Raw genomic sequence first — 14,402 nt, forward strand, 5'->3', positions numbered from 1 at the left:
GTGGTCTGGTCCCGAGGCTAGTCTTGGCCAAAGCGCAGCAGGCGCACCTTGCCGGTTGCAAGCTGCACGGCGTAGAGGCGATGCGGGCGGGGGCCGGGGGCGGCGCTGTCAACCTCGGCCACAGCTTCGAGCAGCAGCCAGCCGTCACGGTAGACGAGCGGTGTCAGCGGCGGGCCGTGTTCATTGCCATAGTCGAACAGGTCGGTCAGTCCGGGAAAGCGTGTGGTCGGGATGAAGTCTGACGACCGGCTGCCGTCCAGACCGAAAGCCCGGATGTCGCCCGGTCGCGAAAACGCGCCGGTCAGGATCAGTTGGCGTGTGTCCGTGTCATAGAGCAGTCCGGCGGCGTCGTAGTCGTCCAGACTGGTGATCACCGACCAGTCTCCGCTTTGGGTATCGACGGAATACAGGTATCCCTCTGCCCCGACGGTGATGCAGTAGATCATCTGCGACGCGGGGTCATACACGCCGGTCACCGGCAAGAGGATCGGGGGGATGCCGGGGGGCGCGGGGAACCGCTGCGAGCCGGATGGCCCGGTCAGGCTGACCCCGGTTTCATCGAACGCGACGGTAAATCCCGGCGGACCGCCGTCGTCGTCGATCCGGTTGCGGATGTCCGGTGCGAGGTCGTCCCCGGCGTCCAGCAAGGGCGACAGGTAGTCCCGCGCCAGCGCGGCGGTGGAAGTATTGACGGACGCGACCCTCAGCGGTGCTGCGGGGGCCTTGTGCCGCGCCTGAAAGCTGCTGATGCGGTCGGTGCCCGACCTGTCCGCGACCCTGTCGATCAGCCGTCGGAACTCACGCCCCCACGGGTTGAAAACCAGCGGCAGCCCCGAGACCTGTACGCCAATCATCGGAATGCCGTAAAGCGACACCTTGCTGTCCGTTGACTCCGGCCCGCTGCGGATGATGTCGCTGATGAGGGTTCCGGCGGTGGCCTCGATCTTCCAGTGCAGCAGGCCGCTATCCAGTAGCACCAGACTGACGTCGCGGCCCGGTCGATCCACCAGAACGCGGGCCTCGGGCAGGGCGAAGGTGTCTTTGGATGGCTGCCCGCTGCCAACCGCAACAACATGGATTTCCGGCTGTGCCAGACCCGGCGACGCCAGCCCCAGCCAGAGGACGATCAGAAAACGGAGTCCGGTTTTGAGCATCGGCATCTCATGCGGCGATCAGGCGTCTGACCGTCAGGGTCGGACATCGCCGGACTGGCCACGAGTGTAGCCACGCCGCCCGGTTCCGTCGAGTCGCGGGCCGCTGTGGGCCCGCCGGGTCGGGTCGGATGCGCTGCGCAAAAGAAAAAGGCCGGGCAGAGCGCCCGGCCTTTCGTCTGTCTGTGGGGCCGTTTATTGCGCGGCGATCAGGCCCATCGACTCCAGCTTCAGGATCACCTGATGCGCGCAGTTGTCGACGTCGACATTCTCTGTCTCGACGATCAACTCGGCGTTTGTGGGCTCTTCATAGGGGTCGGAGATGCCGGTGAATTCCTTGATCTTGCCTTCGCGCGCCAGCTTGTACAGGCCTTTGCGGTCGCGGCGCTCACATTCCTCCAGCGAGGTGGCGACATGGACCTCGGTGAAGGCACCGTATTCCTCGATCATCTCGCGGACGGCGCGGCGGGTCGCGGTGTAGGGCGCGATGGGCGCGCAGATCGCGATGCCGCCGTTTTTGGTGATCTCGGAGGCGACGTAGCCGATCCGCTTGATGTTCAGGTCACGGTGCTCTTTCGAGAAACCCAGTTCCGACGACAGGTGTTTGCGCACCACGTCACCGTCCAGCAGCGTCACCGGGCGACCGCCCATTTCCATCAGCTTGACCATCAGCGCGTTGGCGATTGTCGACTTGCCCGAGCCGCTGAGGCCGGTGAAGAAGACGGTGAACCCTTGGTTCGAGCGCGGCGGCTTGGTGCGGCGCAGTTCGGTGACCACCTCGGGGAAGGAGAACCACTCGGGGATTTCCAGACCTTCGGCCAGACGGCGGCGCAGTTCGGTGCCCGAGATGTTCAGGATCGTGACGTTGTCCTTGTCTTCGATCTCATCGTTGGGTTCGTACTGTGCGCGTTCCTGCACATAGACCATGTGTTTGAAGTCGACCATTTCAATGCCCATTTCTTCCTGATGGGTGCGGAAGAGGTCCTGTGCGTCGTAGGGGCCGTAGAAATCCTCACCGGCAGAGTTCTTGCCGGGGCCAGCGTGGTCGCGACCAACGATCAGGTGGGTGCAGCCGTGGTTCTTGCGGATCAGGCCGTGCCAGACCGCCTCACGGGGGCCCGCCATACGCATCGCCAGCGGCAGCAGCGACATGGTTGTGGTCGAGGCCGGGTATTTGTCCAGAACCGCCTCATAGCAGCGCACGCGGGTAAAGTGATCGACGTCGCCCGGTTTGGTCATGCCGACAACCGGGTGGATCAGCAGGTTGGCCTGTGCCTCTTTCGCGGCGCGGAAGGTCAGTTCCTGATGCGCGCGGTGCAGCGGGTTGCGGGTTTGGAAGGCGACGACCTTGCGCCAGCCCAGCTTGCGGAAATAGGCGCGCAGTTCGTTGGGCGTGTCGCGGCGGGCGCGGAAGTCATAATGCACGGGCTGCTGGATGCCGGTCACGGGACCGCCGAGGTACACTTCGCCTGCGGTGTTGTGCAGGTAGTTGACGGCCGGGTGGGCCAGATCGTCAGCGCCAAAGACCTTTTCGGCCTCACGCGCCTTGTTCGGCAGCCATTTGTCGGTGACGGTCATGGTGCCGAGGATGACGCCCTCTTGGTCGCGCAGGGCGATGTCCTGACCGATTTCGACGGTGTCGGCAAAGGCCTGGTTCACGTCGAGGGTGATCGGCATCGGCCACAGGGTGCCGTCCGCAAGGCGCATGTTTTCGACGACGCCGTTGTAATCCTCTTCCGACAGGAAGCCCTTGAGCGGGTTGAAGCCGCCGTTCATCAGCAGTTCCAGATCGCAGATCTGGCGCGGGGTCAGGTCGTGGCTGGTCAGGTCAGCGGCTTCGACCTTGAGCTTTTGCGCGCTGTCATAAGAGACGTAGAGCTCTTGAATGGGGGCGAGATTGTTCTGCATGAGTTTGCTCCTGTACTTCAAGGGGATGAGACCGCTTGCGCTGCCGGTCAGTTCGGCGTGAAGCGCGTCGTATTCTGCGAATTTGCGGGCGAGGAAGGTGTCGGCGAGCCGGGTCTTTTCGTCAGCGCCAAAGGCGGTCAGCGCATAGGCAAAGCGTTGACGCCGGTCGGGGCCGGACCGTTCGGTGACCTTGACCAGACCTGCGTCCGTGGCGGCGCGCAGGTAGGTGTTGAGCCGCCCCAGCGAGATGCCCAGCGCCTCTGCCGTCACCCGCTGCGAGGCCTCTGGCGCGCGGTCAAGCTGACGCAAGAGGCGAAAGAGCTGGTCTTCTTCCGGCAGGTTGGAGGGCAGGGTGGCGGCGGGCATGTCAGGCGACTCAAAGTGTGTTCAGCGCTGAACACATCGCACGCTTTGCACCCGCAGAAAAGTGGTAGTTGACCGGAACGGGGGATTTCCGCCGGCGTGGCGCTTTGGCAACGGCGCGCAGGGCGCGGCACAGCGGGCCACGCCGGACGTGCCGTGTCGGGGCGCGCGGGTCAGCGGAGGCGGATCAGGGCGGCGCGCGATCAGGGGCGCGGGTGCAGGATCACCGGCAGCCCGCCCTTGGGCTGCGGGATCGGCAGACGTTTCCAGCGCACCGGCGCGTTGTCGTCACGGGTGACACGGTATCGCGACAGCAACGCGCGGGTGAAACACTTGACCTGCATCATCGAGAAATGCAGCCCGATGCATTTGTGCGCGCCGCCGCCGAAGGGCATCCATGCGAACCGGTGATTGCGGTCCTCGGCGCGATTGTCGGAAAAGCGTTCCGGGTCAAAGCGGTCGGGGTCGGTGAAATGCTCGGGCGAGCGCATGACCATGGTGATGTTGGCCGACACCGGGTGGCCCGCCGGAATGCGGATGCCGTTCCAGTCAAAGTCGCGCAGGGCGACGCGCGGGATCAGCGCGACAGGCGGCACCAGCCGGAGCGCCTCCTTGAACACCATTTCGGTCTGCGGCATCGCCTCCAGCAGCGCGGGGGTCATCGGCCCGGCCCCCAGCGCGTCGACCTCTGCCCGCAGGCGGTCCTGCCAGTCGGGAAAATCGGTCAGCGCGGCGAGCATCGACGACAGGCCGCTGGCGGTGGTGTCATGCGCCGCCATCATCAGAAAGTTGAAGTGTTCGGCGATTTCCGCGTCGGACCAGTGGCGGCCCTCGTCGTCGGTGGCGCGGCACATCTGGGAAAAGAAATCGGCCCCGTCGCCCTGACGCCGGGTTTCGACAAGGGCGTGAAACCGATCCAGCAGCGCGCGACGGGCGCGCACCCCGCGCCGGTATTTCGTAAGTGGCAGCGGTTTGCGGATCACGGTGATCGCGGCGGCGATTTCGTCGATGAACCGGCGGCTGAGGGCCTGTGCCTCGGGGGTGTCGGCGGGCAGCCCCATGAAGACATGCGCGCCCAGCCGCAGGGTCAGATCCTTGATCGCGGGATAAAACGACAGGCGGCGCGAGACCGGCCAGCCCGCCATCATCCGGTCCAGTTCCGGCGCCATGAGCGCAAGGTAGCTGTCCATCGCCGGTTTGCGAAAGGCGGCCTGCATGATGCGGCGGTGCTGGCGGTGGTCGTCATGGTCGCGCAGCATCAGCCCGCCGGAAAACAGCGTTCCCAGCGAATCGTGCCAGCCCTGTTTGGCGGAAAAGATGTGGTCCGGGTCCATCAGGATGTATTCGGCGGCATCGGCGCTGGTAAAGGAAATGCGCCAGCGGCCCATCATCTTGATGCGGTAGACCTCGCCGAAGGCCTGCGTGTTGCGGCGCGCGAAGCCAAGGAAATCCTTGAGGGAAAGCAGCGTATGCCCGACCAGCGGCTGGGTCGGCAGGTGCGGGATGTGGTCCAGATCGGATGCGGGCGGCATGGCGGAACTCCGGTTGCCTGCGCGCAGGTTATCGAAGGTCCGCCGTCTTGTCGCGAAAAAGTCGTTGCCCGACGCGCTCTGTGACCGCGCCGGGGAAGGCGGCGTTATTCGGCGGCCTGCACCTCTGCGTCCATGTCGTGCTCGGCCAGCCAGCGTTCCGCCTCCAGCGCGGCCATGCAGCCCATGCCCGCGCTGGTCACCGCCTGACGGTACTTGTGGTCGGTCAGGTCGCCGGCGGCAAAGACGCCGGGGATCGAGGTGGCGGTGCTGTCGGGTTTGGTCACGACGTAGCCGCCCATATGGGTTTCCAGCACGTCCTTGACCAGTTCGTTGGCGGGCGCGTGGCCAATGGCGACAAAGACCCCGGCGCAGGGAATCTCGGTGATCTCGCCGGTTTTCACATGTTTGACGCGCACGCCGGTCACGCCTTTGGGCATGTCGTCGCCGACAACCTCGTCAAGCTGGTGGAACCACAGCGGTTCGATCTTGGGGTTTTTCATCAGCCGGTCGATCAGGATCTTTTCGGCGCGCAGTTCATCGCGGCGGTGGATCAGCGTGACCTTGGAGGCGAAGTTGGTCAGGAACAGCGCCTCTTCGACCGCCGTGTTGCCGCCGCCGATCACCACGATTTCCTTGCCGCGATAAAAGAACCCGTCACAGGTGGCGCAGGCGGAGACGCCAAAGCCCTTGAACGCCTCCTCGGACGGCAGGCCCAGCCATTTGGCGCGCGCGCCGGTGGCGAGGATGATCGCATCCGCCGTGTAGGTGGTGCCGCTGTCGCTGCTGGCGACAAAGGGGCGCTTGTCGAAATCGACCTTCGAGATGATGTCGCCGATGATCTCTGTGCCCATGGCGCGGGCGTGGGCCTCCATCCGGACCATCAGGTCGGGGCCCTGCACCTCTGTGTCGCCGGGCCAGTTTTCGACCTCTGTGGTGGTGGTCAGCTGGCCGCCGGGTTCCAGCCCCTGCACCAGGATCGGGTCCAGCATCGCGCGGCTGGCGTAGACGCCGGCGGTATAGCCAGCCGGGCCGGAGCCGATGATAAGGACCTTGGTGTGGCGTGTCTGGGACATGAAAGCTCTCCTAAGCGGCGGTGCCGTCGTCATATAGCCGCGTCGCGCGCCTGAAAAAAGAGGGCGCGCGCGGTGCCGCGACAACCGGCACCGAGGCAAAAGAATCTTGCGCCCGGTTGAAATATTATTGCGCAGGGCCGGTGGGCTGCTATAACAATCGCGAATATGACGGGGGAGACGATGGCAGGTCACCGGCTTGATCCGATCGATCGCAAGATTCTGGCAGAACTGCAAGCTGATGGTCGGATGACCAATGTCGAACTGGCCCGCCGCGTGGGCATTTCGGCCCCGCCCTGCCTGCGCCGCGTGCGTGTGCTGGAGGAGCAGGGCTATATCCGTGGCTACCACGCGGATGTCGACAGCCGGTCGCTGGGATTCGAGGTGCAGGTTTTTGTGATGGTCGGGCTGCAAAGTCAGGCCGAGGTGGACCTGAGCGCCTTTGAGGAACGCTGTCGCGCCTGGCCGCTGGTGCGCGAATGCCACATGCTGAACGGCGAGGTGGATTTTATCCTGAAATGCGTCGCCCCGGACCTGTCCACCTTCCAGAGCTTTCTGACCGGCGATCTGCTGACCGCGCCCAACGTGGCCAGCGTCAAGACCTCGCTGGTGATCCGCAACGCCAAGGACGATCCCGGCGTGCCTTTCGAGGTGCTGGAAGAACGGTTGAGCCGCTCCGCGTGAGGTGGGCGGGCGAGGGGCCAGCCCCTCGCGCTCCCCGGGGGATTTGGACAGAGAAGAAGCACGAGGGGGCCGGTTGGGTCAGACGTTGACCAGCCGGTCGACGACCTCACGCGCGGTGCGGGTCATGTCGACCTGTCCGAAATCGTCGAGATCGGTGATATTGGGGAACATGCTGAGGTAAAGGGCGCGCATGTTCTGACCCAGCGCCTGACCGGCGGTGTTGCCGGGGTGATAGGTTTCCAGTTCCACTCCGCCGACGCGGATCGTGGTGTGACGCTGCACCATCAGGTGGAAAAGCTGAACCGTCCCCATCGGCGTGACCTGCAAAAAGCGGTCGCCGTCCACGTAGTCGCGCACCGGCGCTAGCACGCAGTCCTTGCCCAGCAGATCCGCCAGCCGCGGGTGGCGCACCACCATGCGGGCGGCGGGCCCCAGCAGCAGGTCCATCGTCGGCTGGCCCATGCCAAAGGCATCCGAGGTGATCCGCGTCATGTGCGTCAGGGTTGTCGCCTCATCGTCGTGCCCCGGCACATAGGTGGTGGAGCCGATCCATGTGACCGGCTCGCTGCCGCGCGCCGTTTCGATGTAGTCGCCGGGGACCATATCCTCGATCGCGACAGCGCCGCGCACCGTTTCGATCAGCGTGCCGCGGGCAAAGGCGGTGGCGCATTCCTCGAACAGGGGTGAGGCGGGGGCCACATGCTGGGTAAAGCAGACCGTGAGATCGGGGAGCAGGGCGGCGACCTCGTATTTGCGCATGAGAGAGCCTGCGCGACGAGGCCGCCCGTCCGGAGAGACCTCCCGATCCGGCAGGACAGGAGGAGAAAAGGCATGATTGGCCATCGGGGCCCGGCCCGAGAGGCCGCGGTGGAGACGGGTCATGTGAACACCCTTGCAACGGGTCACATCCGTGTTGGCCCCCACCAACAACGACAGACGGACGGTTAAAACAACGCATCTGACTGGTGACAATCTGGCCGCAATTGGTGCGCTCTGTCAAAATTGGCGCGGCGCAGGCGGGAGTCTGCGCGACAATGCGGCGGGGTGTTGCGGATTGTCGGGGCGAAATGGACGATCCCGCCACATTTTCCTGCAAAGCGTGGCGAATCTCGGGTCTTGAGCGGCGCTTTGGCGGGGGGTGGGGCAAGGCGTGGCGGTGCCGCCTTGCCGGGTCTTGGTTGGCGGTGGCCCGGCCTCAGGCGCGCTTGGCGGTGGCCGGGCGGGGTTGGAGGGCCTGGGTCCGGCGGGAAATCATCTCTGTCCGGGGCGCGCCGCGTTCAAACGGCAGCCGGGGTGCGCCCGCTTTGGCGGTGGCGGTGATGGACGCGATAAAGCGGCGTTGCGGTTTCATGGGAGGCTCCTCTTTACTCTGCCGACTTGGGTTATCGCTACAGGTTGCAGCAAATTGCGGCAGCATTGGGACAATCCCGTGCGGATGGGCGGATTGTTTCCCGTCTGCGACCGCGGCTAGAGCCGGATGACAGAGATCAGTCGGCCATAGTCCGCTTCGCGCGCATGGGTGGCGCGGCGGTAGGAGTAGAACAGCTCTGGGTCGGAATAGGTGCAATGGCGGGTCCATTCCGCCTCGACCCCGGCGGCGCGCAGGCGGTGCAGTCCATAGGCGGGCAGGTCGAACATCATGCGGTCGTCGGTGCCACCGGCAAAAAAGCGCGTGTTGGCCGGGTCTTCGGCGACGAAATCCTCAAAGAATTCCGGGCCGACCTCATAGGCGCGCTGGCTGATGGTGGGGCCGATCACGGCGCGGATGCCGTCGCGGGTGGCGCCAAGGGCCACCATCGCCTCAATCGTGGATTCCAGCACCCCGTCGCGCGCGCCGCGCCAGCCTGCGTGGGCCGCGCCGACGACACCCGCGCCGGGGTCGGCAAACAGCACCGGCTGGCAATCGGCGGTCAGCACCGCCAGCGCCACGCCCGGCGTTGCGGTGACCAGCGCGTCGGCCTTGGGGCGCGGATCGGGCAGCGGGCCGTCGACGGTGATGGCGTCAGCGGAATGCACCTGATGCACGGTGGCCAGATGCTCTGGCGCAACCTCGACCGCGTCGGCCACGCGGGCGCGGTTGATCGAGACGATTTCGGCCTGATCGGTGGACCCGGTGCCGCAGTTCAGCCCGGCAAAGATGCCCGACGACGCGCCGCCCTTGCGGGTAAAGAACCCGTGGCGGAACGGCGCGAGGCTGTTCGAGGTGATAATCTGGAGCGTCATGACAGGGGGCGTATCTCCAGTCCGGGGGGTGGCGGGGCACCCTGAGGCAGCAGGGCGAGTGTCTTGAACAGTGATCCCATTTCGTCCGGGTGCGTCAACCGGCGATGTGCGGCGATGTGGCTGTCGAGCGCCGCATCGCTGAGCGATCTGGCCAGTGCCTGCGCGCGTTGGGTGATGCCGAGGCGTTCCAGAAAGACGCCCTGCGGGGTCAGCAGCGTGTGGGTGGCGGGGGCGGCGGCGCGGGCCAGCGCCTCGAAATCCACATGGGTGGTCAGGTCGGATGTGCCCGGAAGGGCAATGGGATCGATGTGGGCGTGGCCCTTGAGCGCCTGCAACGTATCGCCGAGGGAGCGCCAGTCGCCGTAGTCGATCAGCAGCGCGACACCTCCCTGCGCCGCGATGCGCGCGCCAAGGACGGCGGCGATGGCCTGACCGGGGGCGCAGGTTTCCACGATGTCGCCGTCCTGCGTGTCGTCCAGCCGGTGGCTGAGGCCGGGCTGCGGGGCGGGGGCGGCGAGGCCGAGTTTGAGGCGGTTGTCGTGCAGGCCGACGACTCGTTCGCGCCAATCCTCTCCCGCACGCTGGAACTGGCGGATCGGCAGGGCATCGAAGAATTCATTGGCGACAAGGAACAGCGGACCGTCGGGCAGGGTCTGGACCACGTCGTGCCATGTGGCCTGCGGCAGACGCTTGGCCTGTTCGGCGCGCAAGGCGGGCGAGGTTTCGACCAGATGCAGGCGGGCGGCGGCGTGAAAGCCGGGAACGCGGGCGGTGGCGCGCAGGATGTCCGCCATCAGCGTGCCGCGACCGGGGCCAAGCTCGGCAAGGACAAAGGGTGCGGGCGCGCCCTGATCCAGCCAGCTTTGCGCCAGCGACAGGCCCAGCAGCTCACCGAACATCTGGCTGATTTCGGGCGCGGTGGTGAAATCGCCCCCTGCGCCCAGCGGGTCACGGGTGCTGTAATAGCCGTGCTGCGGGTGCATGAGGCAGGCCGCCATGTAGTCGGCCAGCGTCATCGGCCCGGTGGTGGCAATCTGGCGGGCAAGGATATCGGCGAGCGGGGTTGTCACGTTGCCGGGTCTGGCGTTGTTGCGGTGCGGGCGTGGCGCAGGGCGACCCAGATCGCCAGCGCGCCGCCCGCGATCATCGGCAGCGTCAGCAACTGGCCCATGGTCAGTCCATAGCCGTTCACATGCAGGGCAAGGCCCAGCGGATTGCCGACAGTCTGGAACTGAACGTCAGGCTGGCGGACGAACTCGACAAGAAAGCGCGCGATGCCGTAGCCCACAAAGAACGTCCCGGCCACAGCGCCGGGGCGTTTCAGCCAGCCGCGATGCACCATCACCAGCAGCACGATCAGCAGCACCAGCCCCTCCAGCGTGGCCTCGTAGAGTTGCGAGGGATGGCGGGCGCACACCTCTCCCAATGGCTGGCCGCAGTCCTGCGCCATTTGGCCGGGAAAGATCACCGCCCAGGGCAGGTCAGAGGGGCGGCCCCACAGTTCGGCATTGATGAAATTGGCGATGCGGCCCAGCAGCAGGCCCACCGGGGTGGCCAGCGCCAGCATGTCCGCCGTCGAGGCCAGCGGCACCTTGTTGCGTGCGCAGAACAGCCAGACAGCAAAGACCACCCCCAGCAGTCCGCCGTGAAAGGCCATGCCGCCCTGCCAGATCATCGGGATTTCCAGCGGGTGCGACAGGTAATAGCCCGGCATGTAAAACAGCACAAAGCCCAGCCGCCCGCCAAGGATGATGCCAAGGATCACCCATGTCAGCAGATCTTCGATCTGGCGGGGGGTCATCGGCGGGGTGTCATTGGCCCAGAGGTGCGCGCGCTTGACCGTCCAGACGGCCAGCCGCCAGCCGATCAGGATGCCCGCGATATAGGCCAGCGCGTACCAGCGCAGCGCAAATTCGAACCCGAAGAGCGCGATGGAAAAGACCTCGGACGAGAGGTCGGGGAAGGGGATGGCTGCCTGCATGCGTCCTGTTGCCTCTTGTCTGGCGGCAAAGTCAACCTTGAGGGTTGCGCCGCGGGTGACCATATAGGAACGGAATGCAACGGCGGAGTGACCCATGCAAACGCGGAACAAGGTTTTCGAGGATCTGAGCCAGCTGATGACCAACGCCATGGGCGTGGCGCAGGGGGCCAAGGAAGAGGCGGAAACGGCGATGAAATCGCTGGTGGACCGCTGGCTGGCGGATCGCGATTTTGTGACCCGCGAAGAGTTCGACGCGGTGCGCGCCATGGCGCAGAAGGCCCGCGAAGAGAATGAAGCGCTGAAGGCGCGGCTGGACGCGCTGGAAAAGGGCTAAGGCCTGAATGCCCCGGTCGCTGGCTTGCGACCGGGTCGATGGACATTAAATGTGCGTCCGGGACGATGGACATCTTTAATGCGTCCGGGTCGACGGACGACGCTGGTCCCGGCCTTTGGCCGGAACGACGCCCCGCCCGCCGTCCCATGACCGCCGCGTCTGGGAACCGGCGCGCGATGAGGGAAATCTCTCAGAATTCTGAAACAGGCCCGCAGCGCTTGCAACGATGCAAGGTTGCGGGTTTTTTCATGCCGGTGATTTGACACTCTGCCCGCATGTTGGTTTTCGTGAAACCCAACACGGGAGGGAAAACCATGTTTGTCGGTCTGGATCTGGGGACTTCGGGGCTGCGCGCCCTGCTGGTCGATGGCGCGGGCGTGCCGCTGGGCAGCGCGCAGCGGGCCTATGCGCCGGTCCATCCGCATCCCGGCTGGTCCGAGCAGGACCCGGCGGATTGGGTGGCGGCGGTGGACGCCGCGCTGGTGGAACTGGCCGCCGCGCATCCGCAGGCGATGGCACAGGTGCGTGGCATCGGTGTGTCGGGGCATATGCATGGGGCGACTTTGCTGGACGACAGCGGTGCTGTGCTGCGGCCCTGCATCCTGTGGAACGACACCCGCAGCGCGGTCGAGGCGGCGGAACTGGACGCGGCGGACGGGGTGCGCGCCCTGTCGGGCAATATCGTCTTTCCCGGCTTTACCGCGCCCAAGCTGCTGTGGGTCGCGCGGCATGAGCCGGAGGTGTTCGCCCGTGTCACCTCTGTCCTGTTGCCGGCCGCCTACATGAACTTTCACCTGACCGGCGCGCGGTTTGCCGACATGTCCGACAGTGCGGGCACCGCATGGCTGGACGTGGGCGCGCGCGACTGGTCGGCGCGTTTGCTGGAGGTGTCGGGGATGCGGGTGGATCAGATGCCGCGTCTGGTCGAGGGATCTGAGGCGGGCGGCACGCTGCGGCCCGATCTGGCGGCGCGCTGGGGTATATCCGGAGAGGTGATCGTGGTCGGCGGGGCCGGGGACAATGCCGCCTCTGCCTGCGGGGTGGGCGCGATGCGTGAGGGCACGGGGTTTGTGTCTCTGGGCACCTCCGGCGTGGTTTTGGCGGGGCGCGACGGCTATGCGCCCTTGCCCGAAAGTGCGGTGCATACGTTTTGCCACGCGGTGCCGGGGCAATGGTATCAGATGGGGGTAATTCTGGCCGCGACGGACAGTCTGAACTGGCTGTCGCGGGTGACGGGGGCCTCACCGGCGGAGTTGTCGCAAGAGGTTGGGGACACGCTGGACGGGCCGGGGGACCTGCGGTTCCTGCCCTATCTGTCGGGCGAACGCACGCCGCACAACGACTCCGACATTCGGGGCGGGTTTCTGAACATCGGGGTCGGGACGGAGCGGCGCGACATGACGCGCGCGGTGATGGAGGGCGTGGCCTTTGCCCTGCGCGATTGCGCCGAGGCGCTGAAGGCGTCGGGCGCGCGTCTGGACCGGATGCTGGCCATCGGCGGCGGCGCGCAGTCGCGTTATTGGGTCGAACTGCTGGCCACGGTGCTGGGCGTGCCTTTGGCCTTGCCCGAAAAGGGCGATTTTGGCGCGGCGCTGGGCGCGGCCCGGCTGGCCATGGTGGGCGCGGGCGCGGGCAGCGTCGATGCGGTCATGGCGCCGCCGCCAATCCGCGAGACCATTGCGCCGAACACGGCGCTGACAGCGGATTATGACGCGGCCTACGCGTCATGGCGGCAGATATATCCAGCAGTAAGAGGGCTGACATGAGCACGGGATTTTTCGACGGCATCGCGCCGATCCGCTATGAGGGACCGGACAGCGACACCCCGCTGGCCTATCGCCACTACAACCCCGATGAGATGGTCATGGGCAAACGCATGGAGGACCACCTGCGCTTTGCCGTGGCATGGTGGCATTCCTTTGCATGGGAAGGCGGCGATCCCTTTGGCGGGCAAACCTTTGTCCGTCCGTGGCACCCGCAGGATGACATGGGCCGCGCGAAACTGAAGGCCGATGTGGCGTTCGAGATGTTCGAACTGCTGGGCCAGCCGTTCTATTGCTGGCACGACGCCGATATCCGGCCCGAACAGGGCAACTACGCCGACAACCTGTCAACGCTGGAAGAGATCACCGACTATATCGGCACCAAGCAGGAGGGGGCAAAGGCGCGGCTGCTCTGGGGCACGGCCAACCTGTTCTCGCACCGGCGGTTCATGTCGGGCGCGGCGACAAACCCCGACCCGGAGGTGTTCGCCTTTGCCGCCGCCACCGTAAAGGGCTGCATCGACGCGACGCAAAAGCTGGGCGGTCAGAACTACGTCCTGTGGGGCGGGCGCGAGGGCTATGAGACGCTGCTGAACACTGACTTGGGGCGCGAGGCCGACAATATGGCGCGGTTCCTGTCGATGGTGGTCGATTACAAACACAAGATCGGATTCAAGGGCGCGATCCTGCTGGAGCCTAAGCCGCAGGAACCGTCGAAGCACCAGTATGACTATGACGTGGCGACCTGCATCGGCTTTCTGCGCAAATACGGTCTGGAAGGTGAGATCAAGCTGAACCTCGAACAGGGGCACGCGATCCTTGCCGGGCATTCGTTCGAGCATGAGCTGGCGCTGGCGGCCTCGGAGGGGATGCTGGGGTCGATCGACATGAATCGGAACGACTATCAATCCGGCTGGGATACGGACCAGTTCCCCAACAACGTGCCAGAGGTGGCGTTGGCCTATTTTCACGTGCTCAAGATGGGTGGGTTCACCACCGGCGGCACCAATTTCGACGCCAAGCTGCGGCGGCAGTCGCTGGACGCCGAGGATCTGATCGCCGCCCACATCGGCGGAATGGATGTCTGCGCGCGCGGCCTGAAGGCGGCGGCGGCGATGCTGGAGGATGGCGGGCTGGAGACGGCGCTGGCCGACAGGTATGCGGGGTGGAACGCGCCGGGTGCGCAGGCGATGTTGCAAAGCGATCTGGGCGCGATACAGGCACGCGTGCTGGCCGAGGGCATCAATCCAGAGCCTCGATCCGGGCGGCAGGAACGGCTGGAAAACTGGGTGAACCGGTTCGTCTGAGGCTGGCCCGATGGAGGGGGAAAATGGCCTGTCCACGCGTGGACAGGCCAGCGGGTATGCAAGATCAATAGGTTACAGAGGCGAAT

At 65.7% G+C, this 14,402-nt stretch carries 13 protein-coding genes; 4 read left to right on the forward strand and 9 right to left on the reverse strand.

The window, feature by feature from the left end; genetic code table 11:
- Positions 1–17: 17 nt before the first annotated feature.
- From ACN0S5_RS14485 to trxB, 4 genes are all read right to left on the reverse strand, one after another.
- Entirely contained in the window at positions 18–1,154 is a 1,137-nt protein-coding gene (locus tag ACN0S5_RS14485) for a hypothetical protein (RefSeq protein ID WP_417209386.1), read from the reverse strand.
- A gap of 192 nt (positions 1,155–1,346) precedes the next feature.
- A complete protein-coding gene (locus ACN0S5_RS14490; protein ID WP_417209387.1) occupies positions 1,347–3,425 on the reverse strand; it encodes a bifunctional sulfate adenylyltransferase/adenylylsulfate kinase in 2,079 nt (692 codons plus the stop codon).
- Between the two features lie 200 nt (positions 3,426–3,625).
- Positions 3,626–4,954 (reverse strand): cytochrome P450, encoded by a 1,329-nt coding sequence (locus ACN0S5_RS14495; RefSeq protein ID WP_417209389.1) that lies wholly within the window; start codon positions 4,952–4,954, stop codon positions 3,626–3,628.
- 104 nt (positions 4,955–5,058) lie between these two features.
- Positions 5,059–6,027 (reverse strand): thioredoxin-disulfide reductase, encoded by a 969-nt coding sequence (trxB, locus tag ACN0S5_RS14500; RefSeq protein WP_417209391.1) that lies wholly within the window; start codon positions 6,025–6,027, stop codon positions 5,059–5,061.
- 180 nt (positions 6,028–6,207) lie between these two features.
- On the opposite strand from trxB, the gene ACN0S5_RS14505 reads away from it, so the two are divergent.
- On the forward strand, positions 6,208–6,708 hold the full coding sequence (locus tag ACN0S5_RS14505) for an Lrp/AsnC family transcriptional regulator (RefSeq protein ID WP_089276733.1): 501 nt from the start codon (positions 6,208–6,210) through the stop codon (positions 6,706–6,708).
- 78 nt (positions 6,709–6,786) lie between these two features.
- On the opposite strand, the gene ACN0S5_RS14510 is transcribed toward ACN0S5_RS14505, so the two are convergent.
- The 5 genes from ACN0S5_RS14510 to lgt all read right to left on the reverse strand — a co-directional run bounded on the left by ACN0S5_RS14510 (position 6,787) and on the right by lgt (position 10,912).
- Entirely contained in the window at positions 6,787–7,590 is an 804-nt protein-coding gene (locus tag ACN0S5_RS14510) for a Hint domain-containing protein (protein ID WP_417209393.1), read from the reverse strand.
- 313 nt (positions 7,591–7,903) lie between these two features.
- Positions 7,904–8,059: a hypothetical protein gene (locus tag ACN0S5_RS14515; protein WP_417209395.1), complete on the reverse strand. Its 156-nt coding sequence runs from the start codon at positions 8,057–8,059 to the stop codon at positions 7,904–7,906.
- A gap of 116 nt (positions 8,060–8,175) precedes the next feature.
- Complete coding sequence (gene pgeF / locus ACN0S5_RS14520) at positions 8,176–8,931, reverse strand: peptidoglycan editing factor PgeF (RefSeq protein WP_417209396.1); 756 nt, start codon at positions 8,929–8,931, stop codon at positions 8,176–8,178.
- Entirely contained in the window at positions 8,928–9,947 is a 1,020-nt protein-coding gene (locus tag ACN0S5_RS14525) for a class I SAM-dependent methyltransferase (protein WP_417209436.1), read from the reverse strand. Before ACN0S5_RS14525 ends, pgeF begins: the two co-directional genes overlap by 4 nt.
- Positions 9,948–9,997: 50 nt before the next feature.
- Positions 9,998–10,912, reverse strand: coding sequence for a prolipoprotein diacylglyceryl transferase (lgt, locus tag ACN0S5_RS14530; protein WP_417209397.1), 915 nt, complete (start codon positions 10,910–10,912; stop codon positions 9,998–10,000).
- Positions 10,913–11,006: 94 nt separating this feature from the next.
- On the opposite strand from lgt, the gene ACN0S5_RS14535 reads away from it, so the two are divergent.
- The 3 genes from ACN0S5_RS14535 (at position 11,007) to xylA (ending at position 14,316) form a co-directional block, all read left to right on the forward strand.
- On the forward strand, positions 11,007–11,246 hold the full coding sequence (locus ACN0S5_RS14535) for an accessory factor UbiK family protein (RefSeq protein ID WP_323767166.1): 240 nt from the start codon (positions 11,007–11,009) through the stop codon (positions 11,244–11,246).
- A gap of 314 nt (positions 11,247–11,560) precedes the next feature.
- Positions 11,561–13,012, forward strand: coding sequence for a xylulokinase (gene xylB / locus ACN0S5_RS14540; protein WP_417209399.1), 1,452 nt, complete (start codon positions 11,561–11,563; stop codon positions 13,010–13,012).
- A complete protein-coding gene (gene xylA / locus ACN0S5_RS14545; protein WP_417209400.1) occupies positions 13,009–14,316 on the forward strand; it encodes a xylose isomerase in 1,308 nt (435 codons plus the stop codon). The genes xylB and xylA overlap by 4 nt, the downstream gene beginning before the upstream one ends.
- Positions 14,317–14,402 lie beyond the last annotated feature (86 nt).

Origin of the sequence: Antarctobacter sp. (genome assembly GCF_048262615.1) — a bacterium.
Classification (GTDB): domain Bacteria; phylum Pseudomonadota; class Alphaproteobacteria; order Rhodobacterales; family Rhodobacteraceae; genus Antarctobacter.